General features: G+C 64.5%; 18 protein-coding genes and 1 pseudogene. All 19 read left to right on the forward strand.

From position 1 onward, the window contains the following. Positions 1-11 precede the first annotated feature (11 nt). The 19 genes and pseudogenes from uppS to ispD all read left to right on the forward strand — a co-directional run bounded on the left by uppS (position 12) and on the right by ispD (position 22,454). The gene (gene uppS, locus BGI51_RS13895) at positions 12-761 is read left to right on the forward strand and encodes a polyprenyl diphosphate synthase (RefSeq protein ID WP_166655864.1); all 750 of its coding nucleotides are present in this window, start codon (positions 12-14) and stop codon (positions 759-761) included. Beyond that, positions 761-1,576 (forward strand): phosphatidate cytidylyltransferase, encoded by an 816-nt coding sequence (locus tag BGI51_RS13900; RefSeq protein ID WP_187978697.1) that lies wholly within the window; start codon positions 761-763, stop codon positions 1,574-1,576. The genes uppS and BGI51_RS13900 overlap by 1 nt, the downstream gene beginning before the upstream one ends. After that, positions 1,573-2,753 (forward strand): annotated as a pseudogene (ispC, locus tag BGI51_RS13905) (1-deoxy-D-xylulose-5-phosphate reductoisomerase). Before BGI51_RS13900 ends, ispC begins: the two are co-directional and overlap by 4 nt. Positions 2,754-2,819: 66 nt before the next feature. Further along, entirely contained in the window at positions 2,820-4,172 is a 1,353-nt protein-coding gene (gene rseP, locus BGI51_RS13910) for a sigma E protease regulator RseP (protein WP_187978698.1), read from the forward strand. A gap of 73 nt (positions 4,173-4,245) precedes the next feature. After that, a complete protein-coding gene (gene bamA, locus BGI51_RS13915; protein WP_187978699.1) occupies positions 4,246-6,648 on the forward strand; it encodes an outer membrane protein assembly factor BamA in 2,403 nt (800 codons plus the stop codon). 38 nt (positions 6,649-6,686) lie between these two features. Further along, positions 6,687-7,190 carry an OmpH family outer membrane protein gene (locus BGI51_RS13920; protein WP_187978700.1) on the forward strand — a complete coding sequence of 168 codons (504 nt, stop codon included), beginning with the start codon at positions 6,687-6,689 and terminating at the stop codon, positions 7,188-7,190. Further along, positions 7,190-8,263 carry a UDP-3-O-(3-hydroxymyristoyl)glucosamine N-acyltransferase gene (gene lpxD, locus BGI51_RS13925; protein WP_423815027.1) on the forward strand — a complete coding sequence of 358 codons (1,074 nt, stop codon included), beginning with the start codon at positions 7,190-7,192 and terminating at the stop codon, positions 8,261-8,263. The genes BGI51_RS13920 and lpxD overlap by 1 nt, the downstream gene beginning before the upstream one ends. Before the next feature lie 45 nt (positions 8,264-8,308). Beyond that, positions 8,309-8,749: a 3-hydroxyacyl-ACP dehydratase FabZ gene (fabZ, locus tag BGI51_RS13930; RefSeq protein ID WP_007159483.1), complete on the forward strand. Its 441-nt coding sequence runs from the start codon at positions 8,309-8,311 to the stop codon at positions 8,747-8,749. Further along, on the forward strand, positions 8,746-9,522 hold the full coding sequence (lpxA, locus tag BGI51_RS13935) for an acyl-ACP--UDP-N-acetylglucosamine O-acyltransferase (RefSeq protein WP_187978702.1): 777 nt from the start codon (positions 8,746-8,748) through the stop codon (positions 9,520-9,522). The genes fabZ and lpxA overlap by 4 nt, the downstream gene beginning before the upstream one ends. A gap of 16 nt (positions 9,523-9,538) precedes the next feature. Further along, on the forward strand, positions 9,539-10,666 hold the full coding sequence (gene lpxB, locus BGI51_RS13940; protein ID WP_187981330.1) for a lipid-A-disaccharide synthase: 1,128 nt from the start codon (positions 9,539-9,541) through the stop codon (positions 10,664-10,666). Further along, complete coding sequence (rnhB, locus tag BGI51_RS13945; RefSeq protein WP_187978703.1) at positions 10,666-11,301, forward strand: ribonuclease HII; 636 nt, start codon at positions 10,666-10,668, stop codon at positions 11,299-11,301. Before lpxB ends, rnhB begins: the two co-directional genes overlap by 1 nt. Before the next feature lie 76 nt (positions 11,302-11,377). After that, on the forward strand, positions 11,378-14,899 hold the full coding sequence (gene dnaE, locus BGI51_RS13950) for a DNA polymerase III subunit alpha (protein ID WP_187978704.1): 3,522 nt from the start codon (positions 11,378-11,380) through the stop codon (positions 14,897-14,899). 140 nt (positions 14,900-15,039) lie between these two features. Continuing rightward, positions 15,040-15,990: an acetyl-CoA carboxylase carboxyltransferase subunit alpha gene (locus BGI51_RS13955; RefSeq protein WP_187978705.1), complete on the forward strand. Its 951-nt coding sequence runs from the start codon at positions 15,040-15,042 to the stop codon at positions 15,988-15,990. Between the two features lie 10 nt (positions 15,991-16,000). Next, positions 16,001-17,317, forward strand: a complete 1,317-nt coding sequence (gene tilS, locus BGI51_RS13960) for a tRNA lysidine(34) synthetase TilS (protein ID WP_187978706.1) — start codon at positions 16,001-16,003, stop codon at positions 17,315-17,317. 142 nt (positions 17,318-17,459) lie between these two features. Next, complete coding sequence (locus tag BGI51_RS13965; protein WP_158892280.1) at positions 17,460-19,088, forward strand: CTP synthase; 1,629 nt, start codon at positions 17,460-17,462, stop codon at positions 19,086-19,088. A gap of 2 nt (positions 19,089-19,090) precedes the next feature. Continuing rightward, complete coding sequence (gene kdsA / locus BGI51_RS13970; protein ID WP_187978707.1) at positions 19,091-19,939, forward strand: 3-deoxy-8-phosphooctulonate synthase; 849 nt, start codon at positions 19,091-19,093, stop codon at positions 19,937-19,939. Positions 19,940-20,018: 79 nt separating this feature from the next. Beyond that, on the forward strand, positions 20,019-21,308 hold the full coding sequence (eno, locus tag BGI51_RS13975) for a phosphopyruvate hydratase (protein WP_133859806.1): 1,290 nt from the start codon (positions 20,019-20,021) through the stop codon (positions 21,306-21,308). A 166-nt stretch (positions 21,309-21,474) separates the two neighbouring features. Further along, positions 21,475-21,753 (forward strand): septum formation initiator family protein, encoded by a 279-nt coding sequence (locus BGI51_RS13980; protein WP_007159473.1) that lies wholly within the window; start codon positions 21,475-21,477, stop codon positions 21,751-21,753. Continuing rightward, positions 21,753-22,454 (forward strand): 2-C-methyl-D-erythritol 4-phosphate cytidylyltransferase, encoded by a 702-nt coding sequence (gene ispD, locus BGI51_RS13985; RefSeq protein WP_133859805.1) that lies wholly within the window; start codon positions 21,753-21,755, stop codon positions 22,452-22,454. Before BGI51_RS13980 ends, ispD begins: the two co-directional genes overlap by 1 nt. Positions 22,455-22,470: the final 16 nt, after the last annotated feature.

Below are 22,470 nucleotides of genomic sequence, written 5' to 3' on the forward strand. Positions count from 1 at the left end.
TGGGATGTAACATGGGCATGAGCAAGCCAGGCAAGGTGGTGCCGCGTCACGTGGCGATCATCATGGATGGGAACAATCGCTGGGCGCGCCGACGGTTGCTGCCGGGCGTCGCCGGTCACAAGGCCGGAGTGGACGCCGTGCGCGCGGTCATCGAGGTGTGTGGCGATGCGGGCGTCGAGGTGCTGACGCTGTTCGCCTTCTCCAGCGAGAACTGGCGGCGTCCGGCCGACGAGGTCGGCGCTCTGATGGAGCTCTTCCTTTCCGCCCTGCGGCGGGAGGCCAAGAAGCTGCACCAGAACGGCATCCGGCTGCGCATCATCGGCGATCGCTCGCTGTTCCATCCGGAACTGCAGGCAGCCATGGCGGAAGTCGAGGCACTCACTGCCCATCACACCCGGTTCGTGCTGCAGATTGCCGCGAACTACGGGGGGCAGTGGGACATCACCCAGGCCGCCCAGCAGCTGGCGCTGCAGGTTCAGCAGGGCACGCTGCAGCCGGGTGAGATCACTTCCGAGCTGTTGCAAGGCCGTCTGGCGACGGCCGACCTGCCACTGCCCGATCTGTGCATCCGCACCGGCGGCGAGCGGCGGGTGAGCAACTTCCTGCTCTGGCAGATTGCCTATGCCGAGCTGTATTTCTCCGACCTGTTCTGGCCGGACTTCAAGCACGAGGCCATGCGTGCCGCGCTGGCCGACTTCGCCACCCGCCAGCGGCGGTTCGGTCGGACCTGCGAACAGGTGGAAGCGGAGCTACGCGCCTAATGTTGAAGCAGCGAGTTATCACGGCGATGGTGCTCCTGCCCATCGCCCTGGCCGGATTTTTCTGGCTGGAAGGGGCGACCTTCGCCCTGTTCATCGGTGCGGTCGTGGTCCTGGGTGCCTGGGAGTGGGCGCGCCTGGCGGGGCTGGAAACCCAGCCGCTGCGTTGCGCCTATGCCGCCGTGATCGCGCTGGCGCTGCTGCTCTGCTGGTGGTTGCCCGGCGGTGCTCATGGGCTGCTGTTCATCAGTCTGGCCTGGTGGCTCTATGCGACCGTGCTGGTGCTTACCTATCCCGACAGCGCCCGGGCCTGGCAGGCTTCCTGGCGGCGTCTGCTGATCGGTCTGGTGGTGCTGGTTCCGGCCTGGCAGGGGCTGATGCTGCTCAAGGCGGCACCGGGTGGCAATCTGCTGATTCTCGAAGTGATGATGCTGGTGTGGCTGGCCGACATCTTCGCCTATTTCTCCGGGCGGGCCTTCGGCAAGCGCAAGCTGGCGCCGGCCGTGAGTCCGGGCAAAAGCTGGGAAGGCCTCTACGGCGGCCTGGCCGCCGCGCTGGTGGCGACCCTGGTGCTCGGCCTGGTGCGTGGCTGGGGGCTGGGTGATCTCTTGCAGGCGCTCATCGGCGCCGCCTGCGTGGTGCTGATCTCCGTGGTCGGCGATCTCACCGAGAGCATGTTCAAGCGCCAGGCCGGACTCAAGGACAGCAGTCAGCTGCTGCCCGGACACGGTGGCGTGCTGGATCGCATCGACAGCCTTACGGCTGCCGTTCCGTTGTTTGCCCTGCTGCTCTGGTGGGCTGGCTGGGGTGTTCAGTGAGTCTCCAGCAGCTTTGCGTGCTGGGTGCGACCGGCTCCATCGGCGCCAGCACCCTGGATGTCGTGGCCCGGTATCCCGATCGCTATCGAATCTTCGCCCTCAGCGGACATCGTCGGCTGCAGGAGCTGGCTGACCTTTGCCGGCGTTTCCAGCCGATCTATGCGGCCGTGCCTGACCAGGCCTCCGCCGAGCAGTTGGCTGGCCTGCTGCAGGATGTCGAGCAGCGCCCGAGATCCTCGTGGGGGAGGGTGGCCTGGAGGCTATCGCGGCTCATCCGGAGGTCGATACCGTCATGGCGGCGATCGTCGGCGCAGCGGGTCTGAAGCCGACGTTGGCTGCGGTCAAGGCCGGCAAGCGCGTGCTGCTGGCCAACAAGGAAGCCCTGGTCATGAGCGGCGCGCTCTTCATCGAGGCGGTGCAGGCCAGTGGCGCGACCCTGCTGCCCATCGACAGCGAGCACAATGCGATTTTCCAGTGCCTGGCCGATCCGGCGACGCCGGGGTTGGCTCGTAAGGGTGTGCGCCGAATCTTGCTCACGGCCTCGGGCGGTCCGTTCCGTGAGACACCGGCCGAAGAGCTGATCGGCGTGACACCGGACCAGGCCTGTGCCCATCCCAAGTGGTCGATGGGGCGCAAGATTTCGGTGGATTCGGCCACCCTGATGAACAAGGGGCTGGAGCTGATCGAGGCCTGCTGGCTGTTCGAGGCGATGCCGGAGCAGGTCGAGGTGGTTATCCATCCGCAGAGCGTGATCCATTCGCTGGTGGACTACGTGGATGGGTCAGTGCTGGCCCAGCTGGGCAATCCCGATATGCGCACGCCGATCGCCCATGCCCTGGCCTGGCCCGAGCGGATCGACTCCGGTGTTGCGGCGCTGGATCTGTTCGAGATCGGCCGCCTCGACTTCGAGCGGCCCGACGAAGAGCGCTTTCCCTGTCTGCGCCTGGCGCGAGAGGCGGCTCAGGCGGGCGGTTGCATGCCGGCGACGCTCAACGCGGCCAACGAGATCGCCGTCGAAGCCTTTCTCGAAGGGCGGCTGGGCTTCACCGAGATCCCCCTGCTGATCGAAGCGGTCCTCAAGGGTGTCGAGCCCGGTGCGGCCACTGATCTCGCTGCGGTCTTCGCGGCCGACAACACCGCTCGGCGGCTGGCTGGGGAGTGGCTGTCGAGACGCTGATCCCGCGCCTCGACACCTGGCCTGCGAGTCCGCAGAATCTGCACACTGAGGTAGCGGAGGCAGCCAATGTCCATCCTTTATACGATACTGGGAACCCTGATCGCCCTGGGCGTGCTGGTGACCATCCACGAGTATGGCCATTTCTGGACGGCGCGCCGTTGCGGCGTCAAGGTCCTGCGTTTTTCCGTAGGTTTCGGCAAGCCGCTGTTGCGCTGGCACGACCGTCAAGGCACCGAATTCGTGGTGGCCGCGATCCCGCTGGGCGGTTACGTGAAGATGCTGGACGAGCGCGAAGCGCCGGTGGTGCCCGAAGAGCAGCATGCGGCCTTCAATCGCAAGACGGTCCGTCAGCGTATCGCCATCGTCGCCGCCGGACCGATCGCCAATTTCCTGCTCGCCATCCTGTTCTTCTGGCTGCTGGCCATGCTTGGCTCCCAGCAGCCGCGCCCGGTCGTGGGAGCGATCGCGCCCGATACTCCGGCTGCCACTGCGGGCATTCCCGTCGGCGCAGAGTTGACCGCGGTCGATGATGCGGCGGTAGACAGCTGGTCGGCGGTCAATCTGCGGCTGGTCGATCGCCTGGGTGAAAGCGGTCCGCTGCGCCTGAGCTACCGGGTGCCGGGCACCACCGCCGAACAGAGCAGCGTCATCCAGCTCGATGCCTGGTTGCGTGGTGCGGAAGATCCCGATCCGATCCAGGCCCTGGGCCTGAAACCCTGGCGACCGCAGATTCCGGCGGTCTTCGCTGAGCTCGATCCGGCCGGCCCGGCGAAAGCGGCCGGCCTGCAGGCGGGAGACCGCCTGATCGCCCTGAACGATACTTCCATCGGTGACTGGCAACAGGCCGTGGACTGGGTACGGGCGCATCCCGGTCAGCAGGTCAGGCTGACCTATGAGCGCGAGGGCCAGCAACGGGACCTGACCCTGCGCCTGGGCGCGCGGCGCGTCGATTCCACCGAGAGCGGTTACCTCGGTGCGGGTGTGGCCCCGGTCAAGTGGCCAGCGGAAATGGTTCGCGAAATCAGCTATGGACCCGTGGCTGCCGTAGGCGAAGGTATCGGCCGAACCTGGCAGATGAGCGTGCTGACGCTGGTTTCCCTGAAGAAGATGCTCTTGGGAGAGCTGTCGGTAAAAAACTTGAGCGGGCCGATAACCATTGCTAAAGTGGCGGGCGCTTCAGCTCAGTCAGGCCTGGGGGATTTCCTCAATTTTCTGGCGTACCTGAGCATAAGCCTGGGGGTTCTGAATCTGTTGCCTATCCCTGTGCTCGACGGTGGTCATCTGGTCTTCTACTTCGTCGAGTGGATTCGCGGGCGGCCCTTGTCCGAGCGTGTACAGACATGGGGCATGCAGATCGGTATTAGCCTCGTCGTGGGTGTGATGCTGCTGGCCTTGGTCAATGACCTCGGTCGCCTCTGACACTCTGCTGATTGCCGAATCTGCCGCCCAGTGCGGCAGATTCTTTATTTGCCAGTTGGAATAAAAGGGACTCATGAAACGCCTGCTGCTACCTGCGGTAATAGCCGCGCTGATGATCGGCGAGGTACACGCCGAGTCCTTCACCATCTCCGATATCCGCGTCAACGGACTGCAACGAGTATCGTCCGGCAGCGTCTTCGGTGCCCTGCCGCTCAACGTCGGCGAGTCCGTCGACGACAACAAGTTGGCCGAAGCCTCGCGCTCGCTCTTCCGTACCGGATTCTTCCAGGACATCCAGCTGGGTCGTGACGGTAACGTCCTGGTCGTGAACCTGGTCGAGCGTCCCTCCATTTCCAGCATCACCCTGGAAGGCAACAAGGCGATCTCCAGCGACGACCTGATGAAGGGTCTCAAGCAGGCCGGCCTCGCCGAAGGCGAGATCTTCCAGCGTGCGACGCTGGAAGGCGTGCGCAATGAATTGCTGCGCCAGTACGTCGCCCAGGGCCGTTATTCGGCCAGCATCGACGCCGAAGTGGTGCCTCAGCCCCGTAATCGGGTGCAGCTGAAGATCACCATCAACGAGGGCGAGGTCGCGACCATCTCCCACGTCAACGTGGTGGGCAACACGGTCTTCCCCGAAGATGACCTCACCTCGCTGTTCGAGCTCAAGCCGAGCAACTGGTTGTCGTTCTTCCGTAACGATGACAAGTACTCCCGGGAAAAGTTGTCAGGTGACCTCGAGCGCCTGCGCTCCTATTACCTGGATCGTGGCTACATCAACATGGACATCACCTCGACCCAGGTGTCCATCACGCCCGACAAGAAGCACGTCTACATCACCGTCAACGTCAACGAAGGGCAGAAGTACACCGTTCGTGAAGTCAAGCTGTCCGGCGACCTCAAGGTGCCGGAGGAAGAGCTGCGCAAACTGATGCTGGTCCAGCCTGGCCAGGTCTTCTCGCGCAAGGTCATGACCAGCACCTCGGATCTGATCACCCGCCGATTGGGCAACGAAGGCTATACCTTCGCCAACGTCAATGGTCTGCCCGAGCCCCATGACGACGATCACAGCGTGTCCCTGACCTATGTGGTCGATCCGGGCAAGCGTGCCTACGTCAATCGCATTAACTTCCGCGGCAACACCAAGACCGAGGACGAGGTGCTGCGTCGCGAGATGCGTCAGATGGAAGGCGGTTGGGCTTCCACCTATCTCATCGACCAGTCCAAGACCCGCCTCGAGCGCCTGGGCTACTTCAAGGAAGTCAAGGTCGAGACGCCCCAGGTACCGGGCACCGACGACATGGTCGACGTCAACTACAACGTCGAAGAGCAGCCGTCGGGCTCCATCACCGCCAGCATCGGCTTCGCTCAGAGCGCCGGTCTGATCCTCGGTGGTTCCATCAGCCAGAACAACTTCCTGGGCACCGGCAACCAGGTCAGCATCGGTCTGACCCGTTCCCAGTACCAGAGTCGCTACAACTTCAGCTTCACCGATCCCTACTTCACGCCGGACGGCGTCAGCCTGGGCTACAACATCTTCTATCGCAGCACCGACTACAGCAAACTGTACGACAGTGACGTCTCCTACTACTCGATCAACAGCCTGGGTACCGGTGTCACCCTGGGCTATCCGATCAGCGAGACCTCGCGCCTGACCTATGGTCTGAGCGTGCAGAACGACGAGATCAACCCCGGTACCTACAGTGCCGACGAGATCTACGATTTCGTCGAGCGCGAAGGGGACAACTTCACCAACTTCAAGGCCAGCATCGGCTGGTCGAGCTCGACGCTGAACCGTGGCGTCCTGCCGACCCGTGGCGCCTCTCAGAGCATGACCGGCCAGATCACCATCCCGGGTAGCGACCTGAGCTTCTACAAGCTCGACTATCGCGGCCAGCTGTTCACTCCGCTGACCGACAATACGGCGCTGCGCTTCCACACCGAGCTGGGCTATGGCGACAGCTATGGCAGTACCGACGGCCTGCCGTTCTATGAGAACTACTACGCGGGTGGCTTCAACTCGGTACGGGGCTTCGAGGACAGCAGCCTGGGTCCGCGGACTACACCGCCACGAATCAATCCAGCGACTGGTCAGACCAACTATGGGCCTCAGGGGCAGGGTTATCGTGACCGTGATAAGTCAGAGGCATTCGGTGGCAACGTCCTGATCACAGGCGGCGTGGAATACCTCTTCCCTCTGCCGTTCGTGAAGGATCAGAAATCGCTGCGTACCGTGTTGTTCTGGGACGTGGGTAATGTGTTCTCGACGGGCAACTGCTACAAGGCGGCTGATGGCGTCGGCGGTACATCGAATTGCGGAGATATCAGCCTCTCCAACATGGCCAGCTCCGTTGGCGTCGGCGTGACCTGGGTTACCGCCCTGGGCCCGCTGAGCTTCAGCCTGGGCGTCCCGGTCAAGAAGCCGACCAACTCCGATCCGCAGGTCTTCCAGTTCTCGCTGGGTCAGACGTTCTGACCCAGGCAACACCTTTGCGCTTTACGCAGGAGTCAACTGTGCACAAGTACACTCGTTACGCTCTGTTCGCTGCCGTTCTCGTTGCCGCTCCGGTCTTCGCCGATACCAAGATCGCTGTCCTGAACTACCAGATGGCCCTGCTGGAATCCGATGCCGCCAAGAAGTACGCGGTGGATTCCGAGAAGAAGTTCGGTCCCCAGCTGAACAAGCTCAAGGGTCTGGAAAGCTCCGCCAAGGACATTCAGGACAAGCTCAACAAGGGCGGTGACAAGCTGGCCCAGGCCGAGCGTAGCCGTCTGGAGAACGACTTCCGCCAGAAGGCCCGTGACTTCCAGTTCCAGTCCAAGGAACTCAACGACGCCAAGGCCGCCTCGGATCGCGACATGCTCAAGCTGCTCAAGCCGCGCCTGGACAAGGCCGTGGAAGAGGTGCTGAAGAAGGGTGACTACGATCTGGTGCTCGAACGTGGCGCCGTGGTTGACGTGAAGCCGCAATACGACATCACGCGCCAGGTCATCGAGCGCATGAACGCGGGTCGTTGATGAGTCATAGCACCTTTACGCTGGGCGAACTGGCGCAGTGGCTGGAAAGCCGCCAGTTGACCGTGGAATTGCGCGGTTCGTCCGAGCGCCTGGTCACCGGTCTGGCTACCCTGCCCGAGGCCGGTCCCGACCAGTTGAGTTTTCTCGCCAATCCGCAGTACCGCCGTTACCTGGCCGATACCCAGGCCGGGGCCGTGCTGCTGACGGACAAGGACGCCGACGGCTATGCCGGCGATGCCCTGATCCTGGCGAATCCCTATCTGGCCTACGCGCGGCTTTCCCACCTGTTCGATCGCAAACCGCGCAGCGCGGCCGGTATTCATCCGACTGCACTGGTCGCGGCGGATGCCCAGGTCGATCCGACCGCGGCCATTGGTCCCTATGTGGTGATCGAGGCGCAGGCATGCATCGGCGCAGGTGTCAGTCTCGGTGCTCACTGCGTGGTGGGTGCGCGCAGCGTCATCGGCGCCGATAGCTGGCTGGCGCCGCGGGTCACGCTCTATCACGACGTAACCATCGGTGCGCGCGCCGTCGTGCAGTCCGGGGCCGTGATCGGCGCCGAGGGCTTCGGCTTCGCCAACGAGCGTGGCCAGTGGCAGAAGATCGCCCAGCTGGGTGGCGTGCTGATCGGCGACGACGTCGAGATCGGTGCCAATACCACCATCGACCGCGGCGCCCTGGCGAACACGGTCATCAGCGATGGCGTCAAGCTCGACAACCAGATCATGATCGCGCACAACGTCCAGGTCGGTGAGCACACCGCCATGGCCGCCTGCGTCGGCATCTCTGGCAGTACCAAGATCGGCAAACACTGCACCATCGCCGGCGGCGTGGGCATGGTCGGTCATATCGAGGTGTGCGATCACGTGTTCGTTACCGGTATGACCATGGTGACCCGCTCGATTACCGAGCCTGGCGCCTATTCCTCCGGCACGGCCATGCAGCCGGCCGGTGAATGGAAGAAGAGCGCCGCGCGGATTCGTCACCTCGACGACATGGCCCGCCGTCTGCAACATCTGGAAAAAATCGTTGCTACCGTGACCTCGCGGGATGACGCTGCTTCTGATGCTTGATTCTGCATCGGATGTTCCCCCTTTCTTAACAGGCCTTCCCCGACCATGATGGACATCAACGAGATCCGTGAATATCTCCCGCATCGCTATCCCTTTCTGTTGGTGGATCGCGTGCTGGAGCTGGATATCGAAGCCAAGCGCATTCGCGCCTACAAGAACGTCAGCATCAACGAGCCGTTCTTCACCGGCCATTTTCCCCAGCACCCGATCATGCCGGGCGTGCTGATCGTCGAGGCCATGGCGCAGGCCGCTGGCGTGCTCGGCTTTAAGATGATGAATTCCTCGCCGGCCGATGGCACCCTGTACTACTTCGTCGGATCGGATAAGCTGCGTTTTCGCCAGCCGGTGACGCCGGGTGATCAGCTGATGCTCGACGCTCGCTTCATCAGCACCAAGCGCGGTATCTGGAAGTTCGAATGCCACGCCAGTGTGGACGACAAGCCGGTCTGCTCGGCTGAAATCATCTGTGCGGAACGCAAGCTATGACGTTGATTGACCCCAGGGCTATCGTCGACCCCAAGGCACGGCTCGCTGCCGATGTCCAGGTCGGCCCCTGGTCGATCATCGGGCCCGATGTCGAGCTTGGCGAGGGGACCGTCGTCGGTCCTCACGTCATCCTCAAGGGGCCGACCGTGATCGGGCGTCACAATCGTATCTTCCAGTTCTCGTCCATCGGTGAGGACACCCCTGACCTCAAGTATCAGGGCGAACCGACCCGGCTGCGGATCGGCGATCACAATACCATCCGTGAAGGGGTCACCATCCATCGCGGTACCGTGCAGGATCGGGAAGAGACGACTATTGGCGATCACAATCTGCTGATGGCCTATGTGCACATCGGGCATGACAGCGTGATTGGCAATCACTGCATCCTGGTCAACAACACGGCCCTTGCCGGGCACGTGCATGTCGATGACTGGGCGATCCTGTCCGGCTATACCCTGGTGCATCAGTTCTGCCGCATCGGCGCCCACAGCTTTTCCGGCATGGGCACGGCCATTGGCAAGGATGTACCGGCCTATGTCACGGTGTTCGGCAATCCGGCGGAAGCCCGCAGCATGAACTTCGAAGGCATGCGGCGGCGGGGTTTCTCGGCCGAAGCCATCAAGGAATTGCGCCGCGCCTACAAGGTGGTCTACCGCCAGGGCCTGACCGTCGATGACGCCCTGCGCGAGCTGGAGCCGGTGGCTCAGCAGTTTCCCGAGGTGGCGGTGTTCCGCGATTCCATTCTGAGTGCGACGCGTGGCATCACCCGCTGAGTTCGCCCAGCGCCCGCTGCGCGTGGCGCTGGTGGCCGGGGAGGCGTCGGGTGATCTGCTGGGCGCCGGCCTGATGCAGGCGTTGCGCGAGCAGCACCCGAATATCTCCTTCATGGGGGTGGGCGGTCCGCGGATGGAAGCCGAGGGCCTGGTGTCCGAATTTCCCATGGAACGCCTGGCGGTCATGGGGCTGGTCGAGGTGCTCGGCCGCCTGCGCGAACTCCTGGGGCGGCGCAAGGCGCTGATCGCTCAGTTGCTCGACGCCCGTCCCGATGTCTTCATCGGTATCGACGCCCCGGATTTCGTCCTCGAGATCGAAGCCCAGCTGCATCGCGCGGGCATTCCCGCCGTGCATTACGTCAGCCCCTCGGTCTGGGCCTGGCGGCAGAAGCGCGTATTGAAGATCCGCGATGGCTGCGACCTGATGCTGACCCTGTTCCCCTTCGAGGCGCGCTTCTACGAAGAACAGCAGGTGCCGGTGCGCTTCGTCGGCCATCCGCTGGCCGATACCATTCCCTTGGACAGCGACCGGCTGGCGGCCCGGCAGGCCCTGGGGCTGCCGCAAGACGGTCAGGTCGTCGCCCTGCTGCCCGGCAGTCGCGGTGGCGAAGTAGGGCGCCTCGGTGCGCTGTTTCTCGACGCCGCCGCTCAGTTGCTGGCCGTACGTCCTAACGTGCGCTTCGTGTTGCCCTGTGCCAATGCCGCGCGGCGGGCGCAGGTGGAGCAGTTGCTGGAAGGGCGGCCGCCTTTGCCGCTGCTGCTAACCGATGGCCGTTCCCATGAGGTGCTGGCCGCCTGCGACGGCGTGCTGATCGCCTCGGGCACAGCCACCCTGGAGACACTATTGTTCAAGCGACCCATGGTGGTCGCCTATCGAGTGGCGCCCCTGACCTATCTGATTCTCAAGCAGCTGGTGAAGAGTCCCTACATTTCGCTGCCGAACCTGCTGGCCGGGCGCAAGCTGGTGCCCGAGCTGATCCAGCACGAGGCGACGCCGGAACGGCTGGTGGCCGAGCTCCTGCCGTTGCTGGAACAGCCACAGCAGCAGACCGATAGCTTCGCGGCCATCCATCACAGCCTGAGGCGCGATGCCTCGGTAGAGGCGGCCGCTGCCGTGCTGGATCTCCTGCGGTCGCGCAGCTGATGCAGCTGGGTCTGGACTTCAACCTGGTCGAGGCACTGGTCGCCGGGGTGGATGAAGTCGGCCGCGGTCCGCTGTGCGGCGCCGTGGTCACGGCCGCGGTGATCCTCGATCCGGGCAAGCCCATTCTTGGGCTGAACGATTCGAAGAAGCTGTCGCTGGCGCGCCGCGAAGCCCTGTTCGACGAGATCCAGGAAAAGGCCCTGGCCTGGTGCGTGGCCCGTGCCGAGGTCGCCGAGATCGACCAGTTGAACATCCTGCACGCTACCATGCTGGCCATGCAGCGCGCGGTGGAAGGCCTGCAGGTGCAGCCGCGGCTGGCCCTGATCGATGGCAATCGCTGTCCCAAGCTGGCGGTGCCCAGTTCGCCGGTGGTGAAGGGCGACAGCCAGGTCCCGGCGATCGCTGCGGCCTCCATCCTGGCCAAGGTGAGTCGCGATCGCGAGATGCAGGTGCTGGACGCCCTCTATCCGGGCTATGGCCTGGCCGGGCACAAGGGCTATCCCACCGCCGAGCACCTGGATGCGCTCAGGCGCCTGGGGCCCACGCCCATCCACCGGCGTTCCTTCGCGCCGGTGCGTGACGCCTGGCACGCCCTCGAGACCCAGGCCTCCACCCAGATCATCGCGACCTACTGACGGCCGTCGCGGCGGTCTGACCCCGGGTCGACAATCCAGTACAATCTCGCGCCTCATGCATCAAGGGGTCTCTGCCATGTCCGCATCCTTCGTCCACCTGCGTCTGCACACGGAATACTCCCTGGTCGACGGGATCGTGCGGGTGAAGGGGCTGGTAAAGGCCGCCGAAGCGGCCGGAATGCCGGCCGTGGCGGTGACCGACCAGGGCAACCTCTGTTCCCTGGTCAAGTTCTACAAGGCCGCCATGGGCGCCGGGATCAAGCCTATCGCCGGCGCCGACATCTGGCTGGCCGGTCGCGATGGCGATGCGCCGCTGAGCCGCATGACCCTGCTGGTCATGAACGCCAAGGGTTATCGCAACCTCACCGAGCTGCTGTCGCGGGGCTTCCAGGAAGGTCAGCAGGATGGCCAGATCGTCATCCAGCGCGACTGGGTGAAGGCTGCCAGCGAAGGCCTGATCGCCCTTTCCGGCTCCAAGGAGGGCGAGGTCGGCCTGGCGCTGCTCGAAGGCGATCTGGCCCTGGCCGATCAGCTGTTCGCGGAATGGCAGCAGGTCTTCCAGGATCGCTTCTATCTGGAAGTACAGCGCACCGAGCGCGTCGGTGACGAAGAGCACCTGCATGCCGCCGTGGCCCTGGCCGATCGCTGCGGTGGCGCCCTGGTGGCGACCAACGACGTGCGCTTTCTCAAGGCCGAGGATTTCGAGGCCCACGAGACCCGTGTCTGCATCGGCGAGGGCCGCCCGCTGGATGATCCTCGTCGCGAGCGCAAGTACAGCGACCAGCAGTACCTGAAGTCGGCGGCCGAGATGGCCGAGCTGTTCAGCGACCTGCCCGAGGCGCTGGAAAATACCGTCGAGATCGCCAAGCGCTGCAACATCGAGATCCAGCTGGGCAAGTATTTCCTGCCCAACTTCCCGATTCCCAACGGGATGACCATCAACGACTACCTGCGCCATGTGTCCTTCGAGGGCCTGGAAGAGCGCCTGGCCGTGCTCTGGCCGCGCGAGACCACGCCGAACTACGAAGAGAAGCGCCAGGAGTATGTCGACCGACTCAACTTCGAGCTCGACATCATCATCCAGATGGGCTTCCCCGGTTACTTCCTCATCGTGATGGACTTCATCAAGTGGGCGAAGAACAACGGCGTGCCGGTCGGCCCCGGCCGGGGCTCGGGTGCCGGCTCCCTGGTGGCCTATGTGCTCAAGATCACCGACCTCGATCCGCTGGCCTACGACCTGCTGTTCGAGCGCTTCCTCAACCCCGAACGGATCTCCATGCCCGACTTCGACGTCGACTTCTGCATGGACGGTCGCGACCGGGTGATCGAGTACGTGGCCGACCTGTATGGCCGCGAGGCGGTGAGCCAGATCATCACCTTCGGCACCATGGCGGCCAAGGCGGTGGTGCGCGACGTGGCGCGGGTGCAGGGCAAGTCCTATGGCCTGGCCGATCGCCTGTCGAAGATGATCCCCTTCGAAGTGGGCATGACCCTGCAGAAGGCCTTCGAACAGGAAGAGGTGCTGCGCGACTTCCTGGCGACCGACGAGGACGCCAAGGAAATCTGGGACATGGCCCTGAAGCTGGAAGGCATCACCCGCGGCACCGGCAAGCACGCCGGGGGCGTGGTGATCGCGCCGACCAAGCTGACCGACTTCTCGCCCATCGCCTGCGACGAGGACGGCAACGGCCTGGTGACCCAGTTCGACAAGGACGACGTCGAGCAGGCCGGCCTGGTTAAGTTCGACTTCCTCGGTCTGCGTACCCTGACCATCATCAAGTGGGCGCTGGAGACCATCAACCGCACGGAAGTGGAGGAGGGGCGCGAGCCGCTCAACATCGACTTCATCCCGTTGGACGACAAGCCGACCTACGCCCTGCTGCAGAAGGCCGAGACCACCGCCGTCTTCCAACTTGAATCCCGCGGCATGAAGGAGCTGATCAAGAAGCTCAAGCCGGACTGCCTGGAAGACCTCATCGCCCTGGTGGCGCTGTTCCGCCCCGGTCCGCTGCAGTCCGGCATGGTGGACGACTTCATCAACCGCAAGCACGGCCGCGCCGAGTTGGCCTATCCGCATCCGGACTACCAGTACGACGGCCTGCAGCCGGTGCTGGCGCCCACCTACGGCATTATCCTCTACCAGGAACAGGTGATGCAGATCGCCCAGGTCATGGGCGGCTACACCCTGGGCCAGGCGGACATGCTGCGCCGGGCCATGGGCAAGAAGAAGCCCGAGGAGATGGCCAAGCAGCGCGGCGGCTTCATCGAGGGCTGCGCCAATAACGGCATCGATGGCGAGCTGGCGGGCAACATCTTCGACCTGGTGGAGAAATTCGCCGGTTACGGCTTCAACAAGTCGCACTCGGCCGCCTACGGCCTGGTTTCCTACCAGACCGCCTGGTTGAAGACTCACTATCCGGCGCCCTTCATGGCCGCGGTGCTGTCGGCGGACATGCACAACACCGACAAGGTGGTGATCCTCATCGAGGAATGCCGCCACATGAAACTGCGCATCGACACGCCGGACGTGAACATCTCCGAGTTCAAGTTCACCGTGAACGAGGGCGGACGCATCGTCTACGGCCTGGGCGCCATCAAGGGCGTGGGCGAGGGGCCGGTGGAGGCCATCGTCGAGGCGCGTGCCGAGGGGCCCTTCAAGGACCTCTTCGATTTCTGCGCGCGGGTGGATCTCAAGCGTATCAACAAGCGCACTCTGGAAGCCCTGATCCGTTCCGGTGCCCTGGACCGCCTGGGGCCGCACTATCACGATGAGCTCAAGGCCTATCAGGCGACCATCGACCAGAATCGCGCCGTACTGCTGGCGGCCATGGAAGAGGCCATCGCCTCGGCCGAGCAGACCGCCCGCAGTCACAACAGTGGTCACGTGGATCTCTTTGGTGGCGTCTTTGCCGAACCCGAGGCCGACGTCTATGCCAACCACCGGCGCGCCCGCGAGCTCAATCTCAAGGAGCGTCTGCGCGGGGAAAAGGAAACCCTGGGGCTGTACCTGACCGGCCACCCCATCGAGGAATACGAAGGCGAGGTCCGGCGGCTGGCGCGTCAGCGCATCGTCGACCTCAAGCCCTCGCGCGAAACCCAGACCGTGGCCGGTCTGATCGTCAACCTGCGGGTGATGAAGAACAAGCGCGGCGACAAGATGGGCTTCGTCACCCTGGACGATCGCTCCGGGCGCATCGAAGCCTCGCTGTTCGCCGAAGCCTTCAATGCCGCCCAGGCGCTGTTGCAGACCGATGCCCTGGTGATCGTCGAGGGCGAGGTCAGCCAGGACGATTTCTCCGGTGGCCTGCGCCTGCGCGCCAAGCGCGTGCTGGGGCTGGAAGAAGCCCGGACCGCTCTGGCGGAAAGCCTCAGGATCGCCGTGCGCAGCGAGGCGCTGGCCGGCGATCGGCTGCGCTGGCTGGGCGAGTTGTGCGGTCGCCATCGCGGCGCCTGTCCGGTCACTATCGACTACCAGGGGCCCACCGCGCGGGCGCTGCTGCAGTTCGGCGAGAACTACCGGATCGACCCGGCCGATGGCCTGATTCAAACCCTGCGTGACCAGTTCGGCAGGGAGAACGTCTTTCTGAACTATCGTTAAGTCCGAGCGCCTCGTGCGCTCCGTCCCAACCCTCGCCAGCGGCGGGTGCCGGTGATGTGGCAGGAGTCTCGACCTGTCCCGTCCGATCCCTTAAGGTAGGCGCCCCGGCCCCTGGCTCTAGATTGTAATAACGGATGCCCATGAACCCGAACTATCTCGATTTCGAACAGCCTATCGCCGATCTCCAGGCCAAGATCGAAGAACTTCGACTGGTCGGTAACGACAATGCGCTGAACATCAGTGACGAGATCGCCCGGTTGCAGGAGAAGAGTCAGGCGCTCACCAAGAGCATCTTCAGCGACCTGTCCAGCTGGCAGGTGGCTCGTCTGGCCCGGCATCCGCTGCGTCCCTATACCCTCGACTACATCAGCTATCTGTTCAGCGATTTCGAAGAGCTGCACGGTGACCGCCACTTCGCCGACGATCCAGCCATCGTCGGTGGCATCGCCCGCCTGGAAGGTCGTCCGGTGATGATCATCGGTCACCAGAAGGGCCGTGAGGTACGCGAGAAGGTCCGCCGCAACTTCGGTATGCCGCGTCCGGAAGGCTATCGCAAGGCCTGCCGCCTGATGGAAATGGCCGAACGCTTCAAGATGCCGATCCTGACCTTTATCGACACCCCCGGGGCCTACCCGGGCATCGACGCCGAAGAGCGCGGTCAGAGCGAGGCGATCGCCTGGAACCTGCGGGTCATGGCGCGCCTCAAGACCCCCATCATCGCCACCGTGATCGGCGAGGGTGGTTCCGGTGGCGCCCTGGCCATCGGCGTCTGCGATCAGCTGAACATGCTGCAGCACTCCACCTACTCGGTGATCTCGCCGGAAGGTTGCGCCTCCATTCTGTGGAAGACCGCCGAAAAGGCCCCCGATGCCGCCGAGGCCATGGGCATCACCGCCGAGCGGCTGAAGAGCCTGAACATCGTCGACCAGGTGATCGACGAGCCCCTGGGCGGTGCCCATCGCGATCCCCAGACCATGGCCAACAGCCTGCGCAGCGCACTGCTGGAGCAGCTGGATGAACTCAAGGACTACGACCTGCCGGCGCTGCTGGATCGTCGTTACAAGCGCCTGATGAGCTACGGCATTTCCTGATACCGCGGCCATGAGTCTGCTGGACCGGCTGCACGCCCGCCTGGAGCGGCAGCCGCCCACCCGTCACTGGCGAGTGGGCTTCTCCGGCGGACTCGACTCCACCGTTCTCCTGCACCTCTGCGCGCGATTGCGCGCGCGCGGCCTGCTGGTCGACCTGCAGGCGGTGCATGTGCACCACGGCCTGCAGGCCGCGGCGGATGCCTGGGTCGCGCATTGCACCCGGGTCTGCCAAGGGCTGGCCATTCCTCTCGCTATCCTGCACGTCCGCACCGATGGCGCCGCCAGTCTTGAGCGAGCCGCCCGCGAAGCGCGCTATGCCGCCTTCGCCCGGGTGCTGCCGGAGGATGGCTGCCTGGTGCTGGGCCAGCATCGTGACGATCAGCTGGAGACCCTGTTGCAGCGGCTGGTACGTGGCGCGGGTGTGAAGGGCCTCGCCGGCATGCCGGAGACCCGATCGCTGGCGGCCGGTCGCCTCTGGCGCCCGTTGCTGGACGAGCCCCGCGCCGCACTGCTGGCCTATGCCGAAGCCGAAGGGCTGGACTGGATCGAAGACCCCAGCAATGCCGATACCGGGCTGGATCGCAATTACCTGAGACACAAGGTGCTGCCACGGTTGCGCCAGCGCTGGCCAGGGGTCGATCAGGTCATGGCGCGCAGCGCCCGTCACCTGGCCGAAGCCGACGAACTGCTCGGCGAACTGGCCAGCCTGGATCTGCAGCAGGCCCGGCTCGTCGCCCAACCCTTCCCCTGGATTCCCTTGCCCAGTCTGGCCCTGGCGCCCTTGCAGCGCTTGAGCGAGGCCCGCCAGCGCAATGCCCTGCGTGCCTGGCTGGCTGCGCTGACGCGCCAGCCCGACAGCGCCCATTGGGCCGGCTGGCAGGCGGTGCGCGAGGCGGGCACGGCCAGCGATCCCGTCTGGCGCCTCGAAGGCGGCAGTGTGCGCCGTGGAGCCGGGCGGATCTGGTGGGTGCCGGACGCCTGGCAGGTCATGCCCTCTCCCCAGCCGGTCGCCGCTCGGGTCGGCACCCTGGAACTGAGGGGCAATGGCCGCCTGATCTTTACCGGGCAGGCCGTCGAAGCCGGCTGGCGAATCGGCTATCGCCAGGGCGGCGAGCGACTGGTCGTACCCGGTCGCGGCAGTCGCGATCTCAAGCGCCTGCTCAACGAGCGGGAGGTCCCGCCTTTCCTGCGCGGCCGTTTGCCGCTGCTCTGGCGAGGCGACGAACTGCTGGCCGTGGCCAATCTGCCCGGCCTGAGTGCTCTGCCAGGGGGAGGGCGGCTTGAGTGGCAGCCCGCAGACGGCATGGGTGGGTTTGAGCTGGGATGACCTTTAGGCTAGACTACGCTCCCGTCTTATACCGCATTTTCCGCTCGCTCCGAGTGGACGGTGTGCATTGGTCCGGCGCCAGGCCGACCGCTCTCGCTTTCATCGGCGGCTCTCCGCCTCAACGCAGATTCTAGGAATTTTCATGACGCGCTTTATTTTCGTCACGGGCGGTGTTGTTTCTTCTTTGGGGAAAGGCATCGCCTCGGCTTCCCTGGGCGCCATTCTGGAAGCGAGAGGGCTGAAGGTCACCATGCTCAAGCTGGATCCCTACATCAACGTGGATCCCGGCACCATGAGTCCCTTCCAGCACGGCGAGGTGTTCGTCACCCATGACGGCGCCGAGACCGACCTGGACCTAGGTCACTACGAGCGGTTCATCCGCACCACCGTGACCCAGAACAACAACTTCACCACCGGTCGCATCTACATGGACGTGCTACGCAAGGAGCGTCGCGGCGACTACCTGGGCGCCACCGTGCAGGTGATCCCGCACATCACCGACGAGATCAAGAGACGCATCATCAAGGGCGCCGGCGATGCCGACGTGGCCCTGGTGGAGATCGGCGGTACCGTCGGCGACATCGAGTCGCAGCCCTTCCTCGAAGCCATCCGCCAGTTGCGGGTGGAGATCGGGGCGCGCCGCGCCATGCTGATGCACCTGACCCTGGTGCCCTATATCGCCACCGCCGGCGAGACCAAGACCAAGCCGACCCAGCATTCGGTCAAGGAGCTGCGCTCCATCGGCCTGCAGCCCGATGTGCTGATCTGCCGGTCCGACCACACCGTCGACAGCTCCTCGCGTCGCAAGATCGCGCTCTTCACCAACGTCGAAGAGCGCGCGGTCATCTCCCTGGAAGACGTCGACACCATCTACCGCATTCCCTCCGTGCTGCACGCCCAGGGCCTGGACGAGTTCGTCATCGAGCGCTTCGGCCTGGAGTGCAAGCCGGCCGATCTGTCCGAGTGGGATCGCGTGGTGGACGCCAAGCTCAACCCCGCGCAGGAAGTCACCATCGCCATGGTCGGCAAGTACATGGAACTGCTCGACGCCTACAAGTCGCTGATCGAGGCCATGACCCACGCCGGCATCCAGAGCCGCACCAAGGTCAACCTGCGCTATATCGATTCCGAGCACATCGAGCAGCAGGGCACCCATCTGCTCAAGGGCGTGGACGCCATCCTGGTTCCCGGCGGCTTCGGCCTGCGCGGCGTGGAAGGCAAGATCGCCACCGTGCAGTACGCTCGCGAGAACAAGATTCCCTACCTGGGCATCTGCCTGGGCATGCAGGTGGCGGTCATCGAATTCGCCCGTAACGTGCTGGGCTGGAAAGACGCCAATTCCACCGAATTCGACAAGGCCAGCGGGCACCCGGTGGTCGGCCTGATCACCGAGTGGCAGGACGCCACCGGCGCCACCGAGATCCGCACCGAAGGCTCGGATCTGGGTGGCACCATGCGTCTGGGCGCCCAGGAGTGCCAGCTGAGCGAAGGCACCCTGGTGCACGACTGCTACGGCCAGGACGTCATCGTCGAGCGCCATCGTCACCGCTACGAGGTCAACAACAACCTGCTGCCGCAGATCCAGGCCGCCGGCCTGAAGATCTCCGGTCGCTCGGGCGACGGCGCCCTGGTGGAGGTGGTGGAAGCCCCGGACCATCCCTGGTTCGTCGCCTGCCAGTTCCACCCGGAGTTCACCTCCACCCCGCGTGACGGCCATCCGCTGTTCAGCGGCTTCGTCAACGCCGCCCTGCGTTACGCCAAGAAGGATTGAGCATGACCGTGCAGAAGATCGTCCGCGCCGGCAACATCGAGATCGCCAACGACAAGCCCTTCGTGCTGTTCGGCGGCATGAACGTGCTGGAATCCCGTGACCTGGCCATGCAGGTCTGCGAGCAATACGTCAAGGTGACCGAGAAGCTGGGCATCCCCTATGTCTTCAAGGCCAGCTTCGACAAGGCCAACCGCTCCTCGGTGACCAGCTATCGCGGTCCGGGCATGGAAGCCGGCCTGCGCATCTTCGAAGAGCTCAAGGCCACCTTCGGCATGCCGGTGATCACCGACGTCCACGAGCCCTATCAGGCGGCTCCGGTGGCGGCGGTGTGCGATATCATCCAGCTGCCGGCCTTTCTCTCGCGGCAGACCGACCTGGTGGTGGCCATGGCCAAGACCGACGCCGTGATCAACATCAAGAAGGCGCAGTTCCTCGCGCCCCAGGAGATGAAGCACATCCTCGCCAAGTGCGAAGAAGCCGGCAACGACCAGTTGATCCTCTGCGAGCGGGGCTCCTCCTTCGGCTACAACAACCTGGTGGTCGACATGCTCGGCTTCGGCGTCATGAAGAGCTTCGGCTACCCGGTGTTCTTCGACGTGACCCATGCCCTGCAGATGCCGGGCGGTCGCGCCGATTCCGCCGGCGGCCGCCGCGCTCAGGTCACCGACCTGGCCAAGGCGGGCATGAGCCAGGGCCTGGCCGGTCTGTTCCTCGAAGCCCATCCGGATCCCGAACATGCCAAGTGCGACGGCCCCTGTGCCCTGCGCCTGGAGAAGCTGGAGCCCTTCCTGGCCCAGCTCAAGGCGCTGGACGAGCTGGTGAAGTCGTTCACGCCGATCGAAACTGCCTAAGCGGCGGCTGAACCAAAAGGCCCAGGCGCAGCCGAAGGCTGATCCGTCAATGACCGGTAACATGGAGATCGATACAAAAATGGCTAACATCGTCGACATCAAGGGACGTGAAGTCCTGGATTCCCGCGGCAACCCCACCGTTGAAGCGGACGTTATCCTGGACAATGGTATCGTCGGTCGCGCCACCGCGCCGTCCGGCGCGTCCACCGGTTCGCGCGAGGCACTGGAGCTGCGCGACGGCGACAAGAGCCGTTATTTGGGCAAGGGCGTGCTGAAGGCCGTGGGCAACATCAACGGCCCGATCCGTGACCTGCTGCTGGGCAAGGATCCGAGCGACCAGAAGGCCCTGGACCGCGCCATGATCGAGCTGGACGGTACCGAGAACAAGGCCAAGCTGGGCGCCAACGCCATCCTGGCCGTGTCCCTGGCGGCCGCCAAGGCCGCTGCCGAAGACCAGGACCTGCCGCTCTACGCCCACATCGCCAACCTGAACGGTACCCCCGGTCAGTACTCCATGCCGGTGCCGATGATGAACATCATCAATGGCGGCGAACATGCCGACAACAACGTCGACATCCAGGAATTCATGGTCCAGCCGGTCGGCGCCAAGAGCTTTGCCGACGCCCTGCGCGTGGGTGCCGAGATCTTCCATCACCTCAAAGCCGTGCTCAAGGCTCGGGGCCTGAGCACCTCCGTGGGTGACGAAGGCGGCTTCGCGCCGAACCTGGCTTCCAACGCCGACGCCCTGGCCGCCATCGCCGAAGCGGTGAAGAATGCCGGCTACGCGCTGGGCACCGACGTGACCCTGGCCCTGGACTGCGCTTCCAGCGAATTCTACAAGGACGGCCAGTACGACCTGTCCGGCGAGGGCAAGGCCTTCGACGCCAACGGTTTCGCCGACTACCTGGCCGGGCTGACCGAGCAATTCCCGATCATCTCCATCGAAGATGGCATGGACGAGTCCGACTGGGCCGGCTGGAAGGCGCTGACCGACAAGATCGGCAGCAAGGTGCAGCTGGTGGGCGACGACCTGTTCGTCACCAACACCAAGATCCTCAAGGAAGGCATCGAGAAGGGCATCGGTAACTCGATCCTGATCAAGTTCAATCAGATCGGCTCCCTGACCGAGACCCTGGAAGCCATCCAGATGGCCAAGGCCGCCGGCTACACGGCGGTGATCTCCCACCGCAGCGGCGAGACCGAAGACTCCACCATCGCCGATCTGGCCGTGGGCACCGCCGCCGGTCAGATCAAGACCGGGTCGCTGTGCCGCTCCGATCGCGTCTCCAAGTACAACCAGCTGCTGCGCATCGAAGAGCAGCTGGGTGCCAAGGCGCCTTACCGCGGCCGTGCCGAGTTCCGCAGCTAAGGGCTGCGCGACCGGGGAGGTGCTGACTCAGGTCAGCGCCTCCCGCCACGTCCGACGGACCACAGGATAGATGCCCAGTTTACAAGCGTAGAGCTGGGCTTCTATCCTGTTTTCGTCTCTGCCGCCGCCTTTGCGGCATCCGCCGTCCGCGAATCCGTTATCTCCCATGCGAAGTCCCTACTGGCTGTTCCCCTTCCTGCTCCTGCTGCTCGGCGGTCTTCAGTATCGCCTGTGGGTCGGTGATGGCAGCTTCGCCCAGGTGCGCGAACTCAAGCAGCAGATTGCCGACCAGAATGGTGAGAACAAGCGCCTGCTGGAGCGCAACGAGATCCTCGAAGCCGAGGTCGTCGAGCTCAAGAAAGGCATGGAGACCGTCGAGGAGCGTGCCCGCCACGAACTCGGCATGGTCAAACAAGGCGAAACCCTCTTCCTGCAATCCAAATAATGTCCCTCCTGCCTTCCTTCTGGGCGGTCATCCCCGCCGCGGGCGTGGGTGCGCGGATGCGTGCCGACCGACCCAAGCAATACCTCGACCTGTGCGGCCGCAGTCTGCTGGAGCGCACCCTCGACTGTTTTCTCGACCACCCGCGCCTGCGCGGCCTGGCGGTGAGCCTGGCGCCGGAAGACCCCTGGTGGCCGACGCTGGCCTGCGCCCGCGATGCCCGCATCCTGCGCGCACCGGGCGGTCGCGAGCGCGCCGACTCGGTACTCGGTGGCCTGCTGCTGCTGAGCGAGCAGGGCGCCACCGACGGCGACTGGGTGCTGGTGCACGATGCCGCGCGACCCAATCTCTGTCGCGAGGATCTGGACCGGCTGCTGGCCGAACTGGCCCAGGACCCGGTGGGTGGCCTCCTGGGCGTGCCGGCACGGGATACCCTCAAGCGCGTTGGCCGCGATGGCCGGGTGAGCGAAACCGTGGATCGCAGCCAGGTCTGGCTGGCCTATACGCCGCAGATGTTTCGCCTCGGTGCCCTGCGTGACGCCCTGAGCGCCGGCCTGGCTGCGGGCGCTGCCATCACCGATGAGGCGTCGGCGATGGAATGGGCCGGTCATGCGCCGCGCCTGGTCGAAGGCCGCGCGGACAACATCAAGGTCACCACCCCCGAAGACCTGCAGCGGCTGCAACAGGTCTTCGCCGAGGCCTAGGACCCAGGCCCGCAGT

Origin of the sequence: Pseudomonas oryzihabitans (assembly GCF_014522265.1) — a bacterium.
Lineage (GTDB): Bacteria > Pseudomonadota > Gammaproteobacteria > Pseudomonadales > Pseudomonadaceae > Chryseomonas > Chryseomonas aestiva.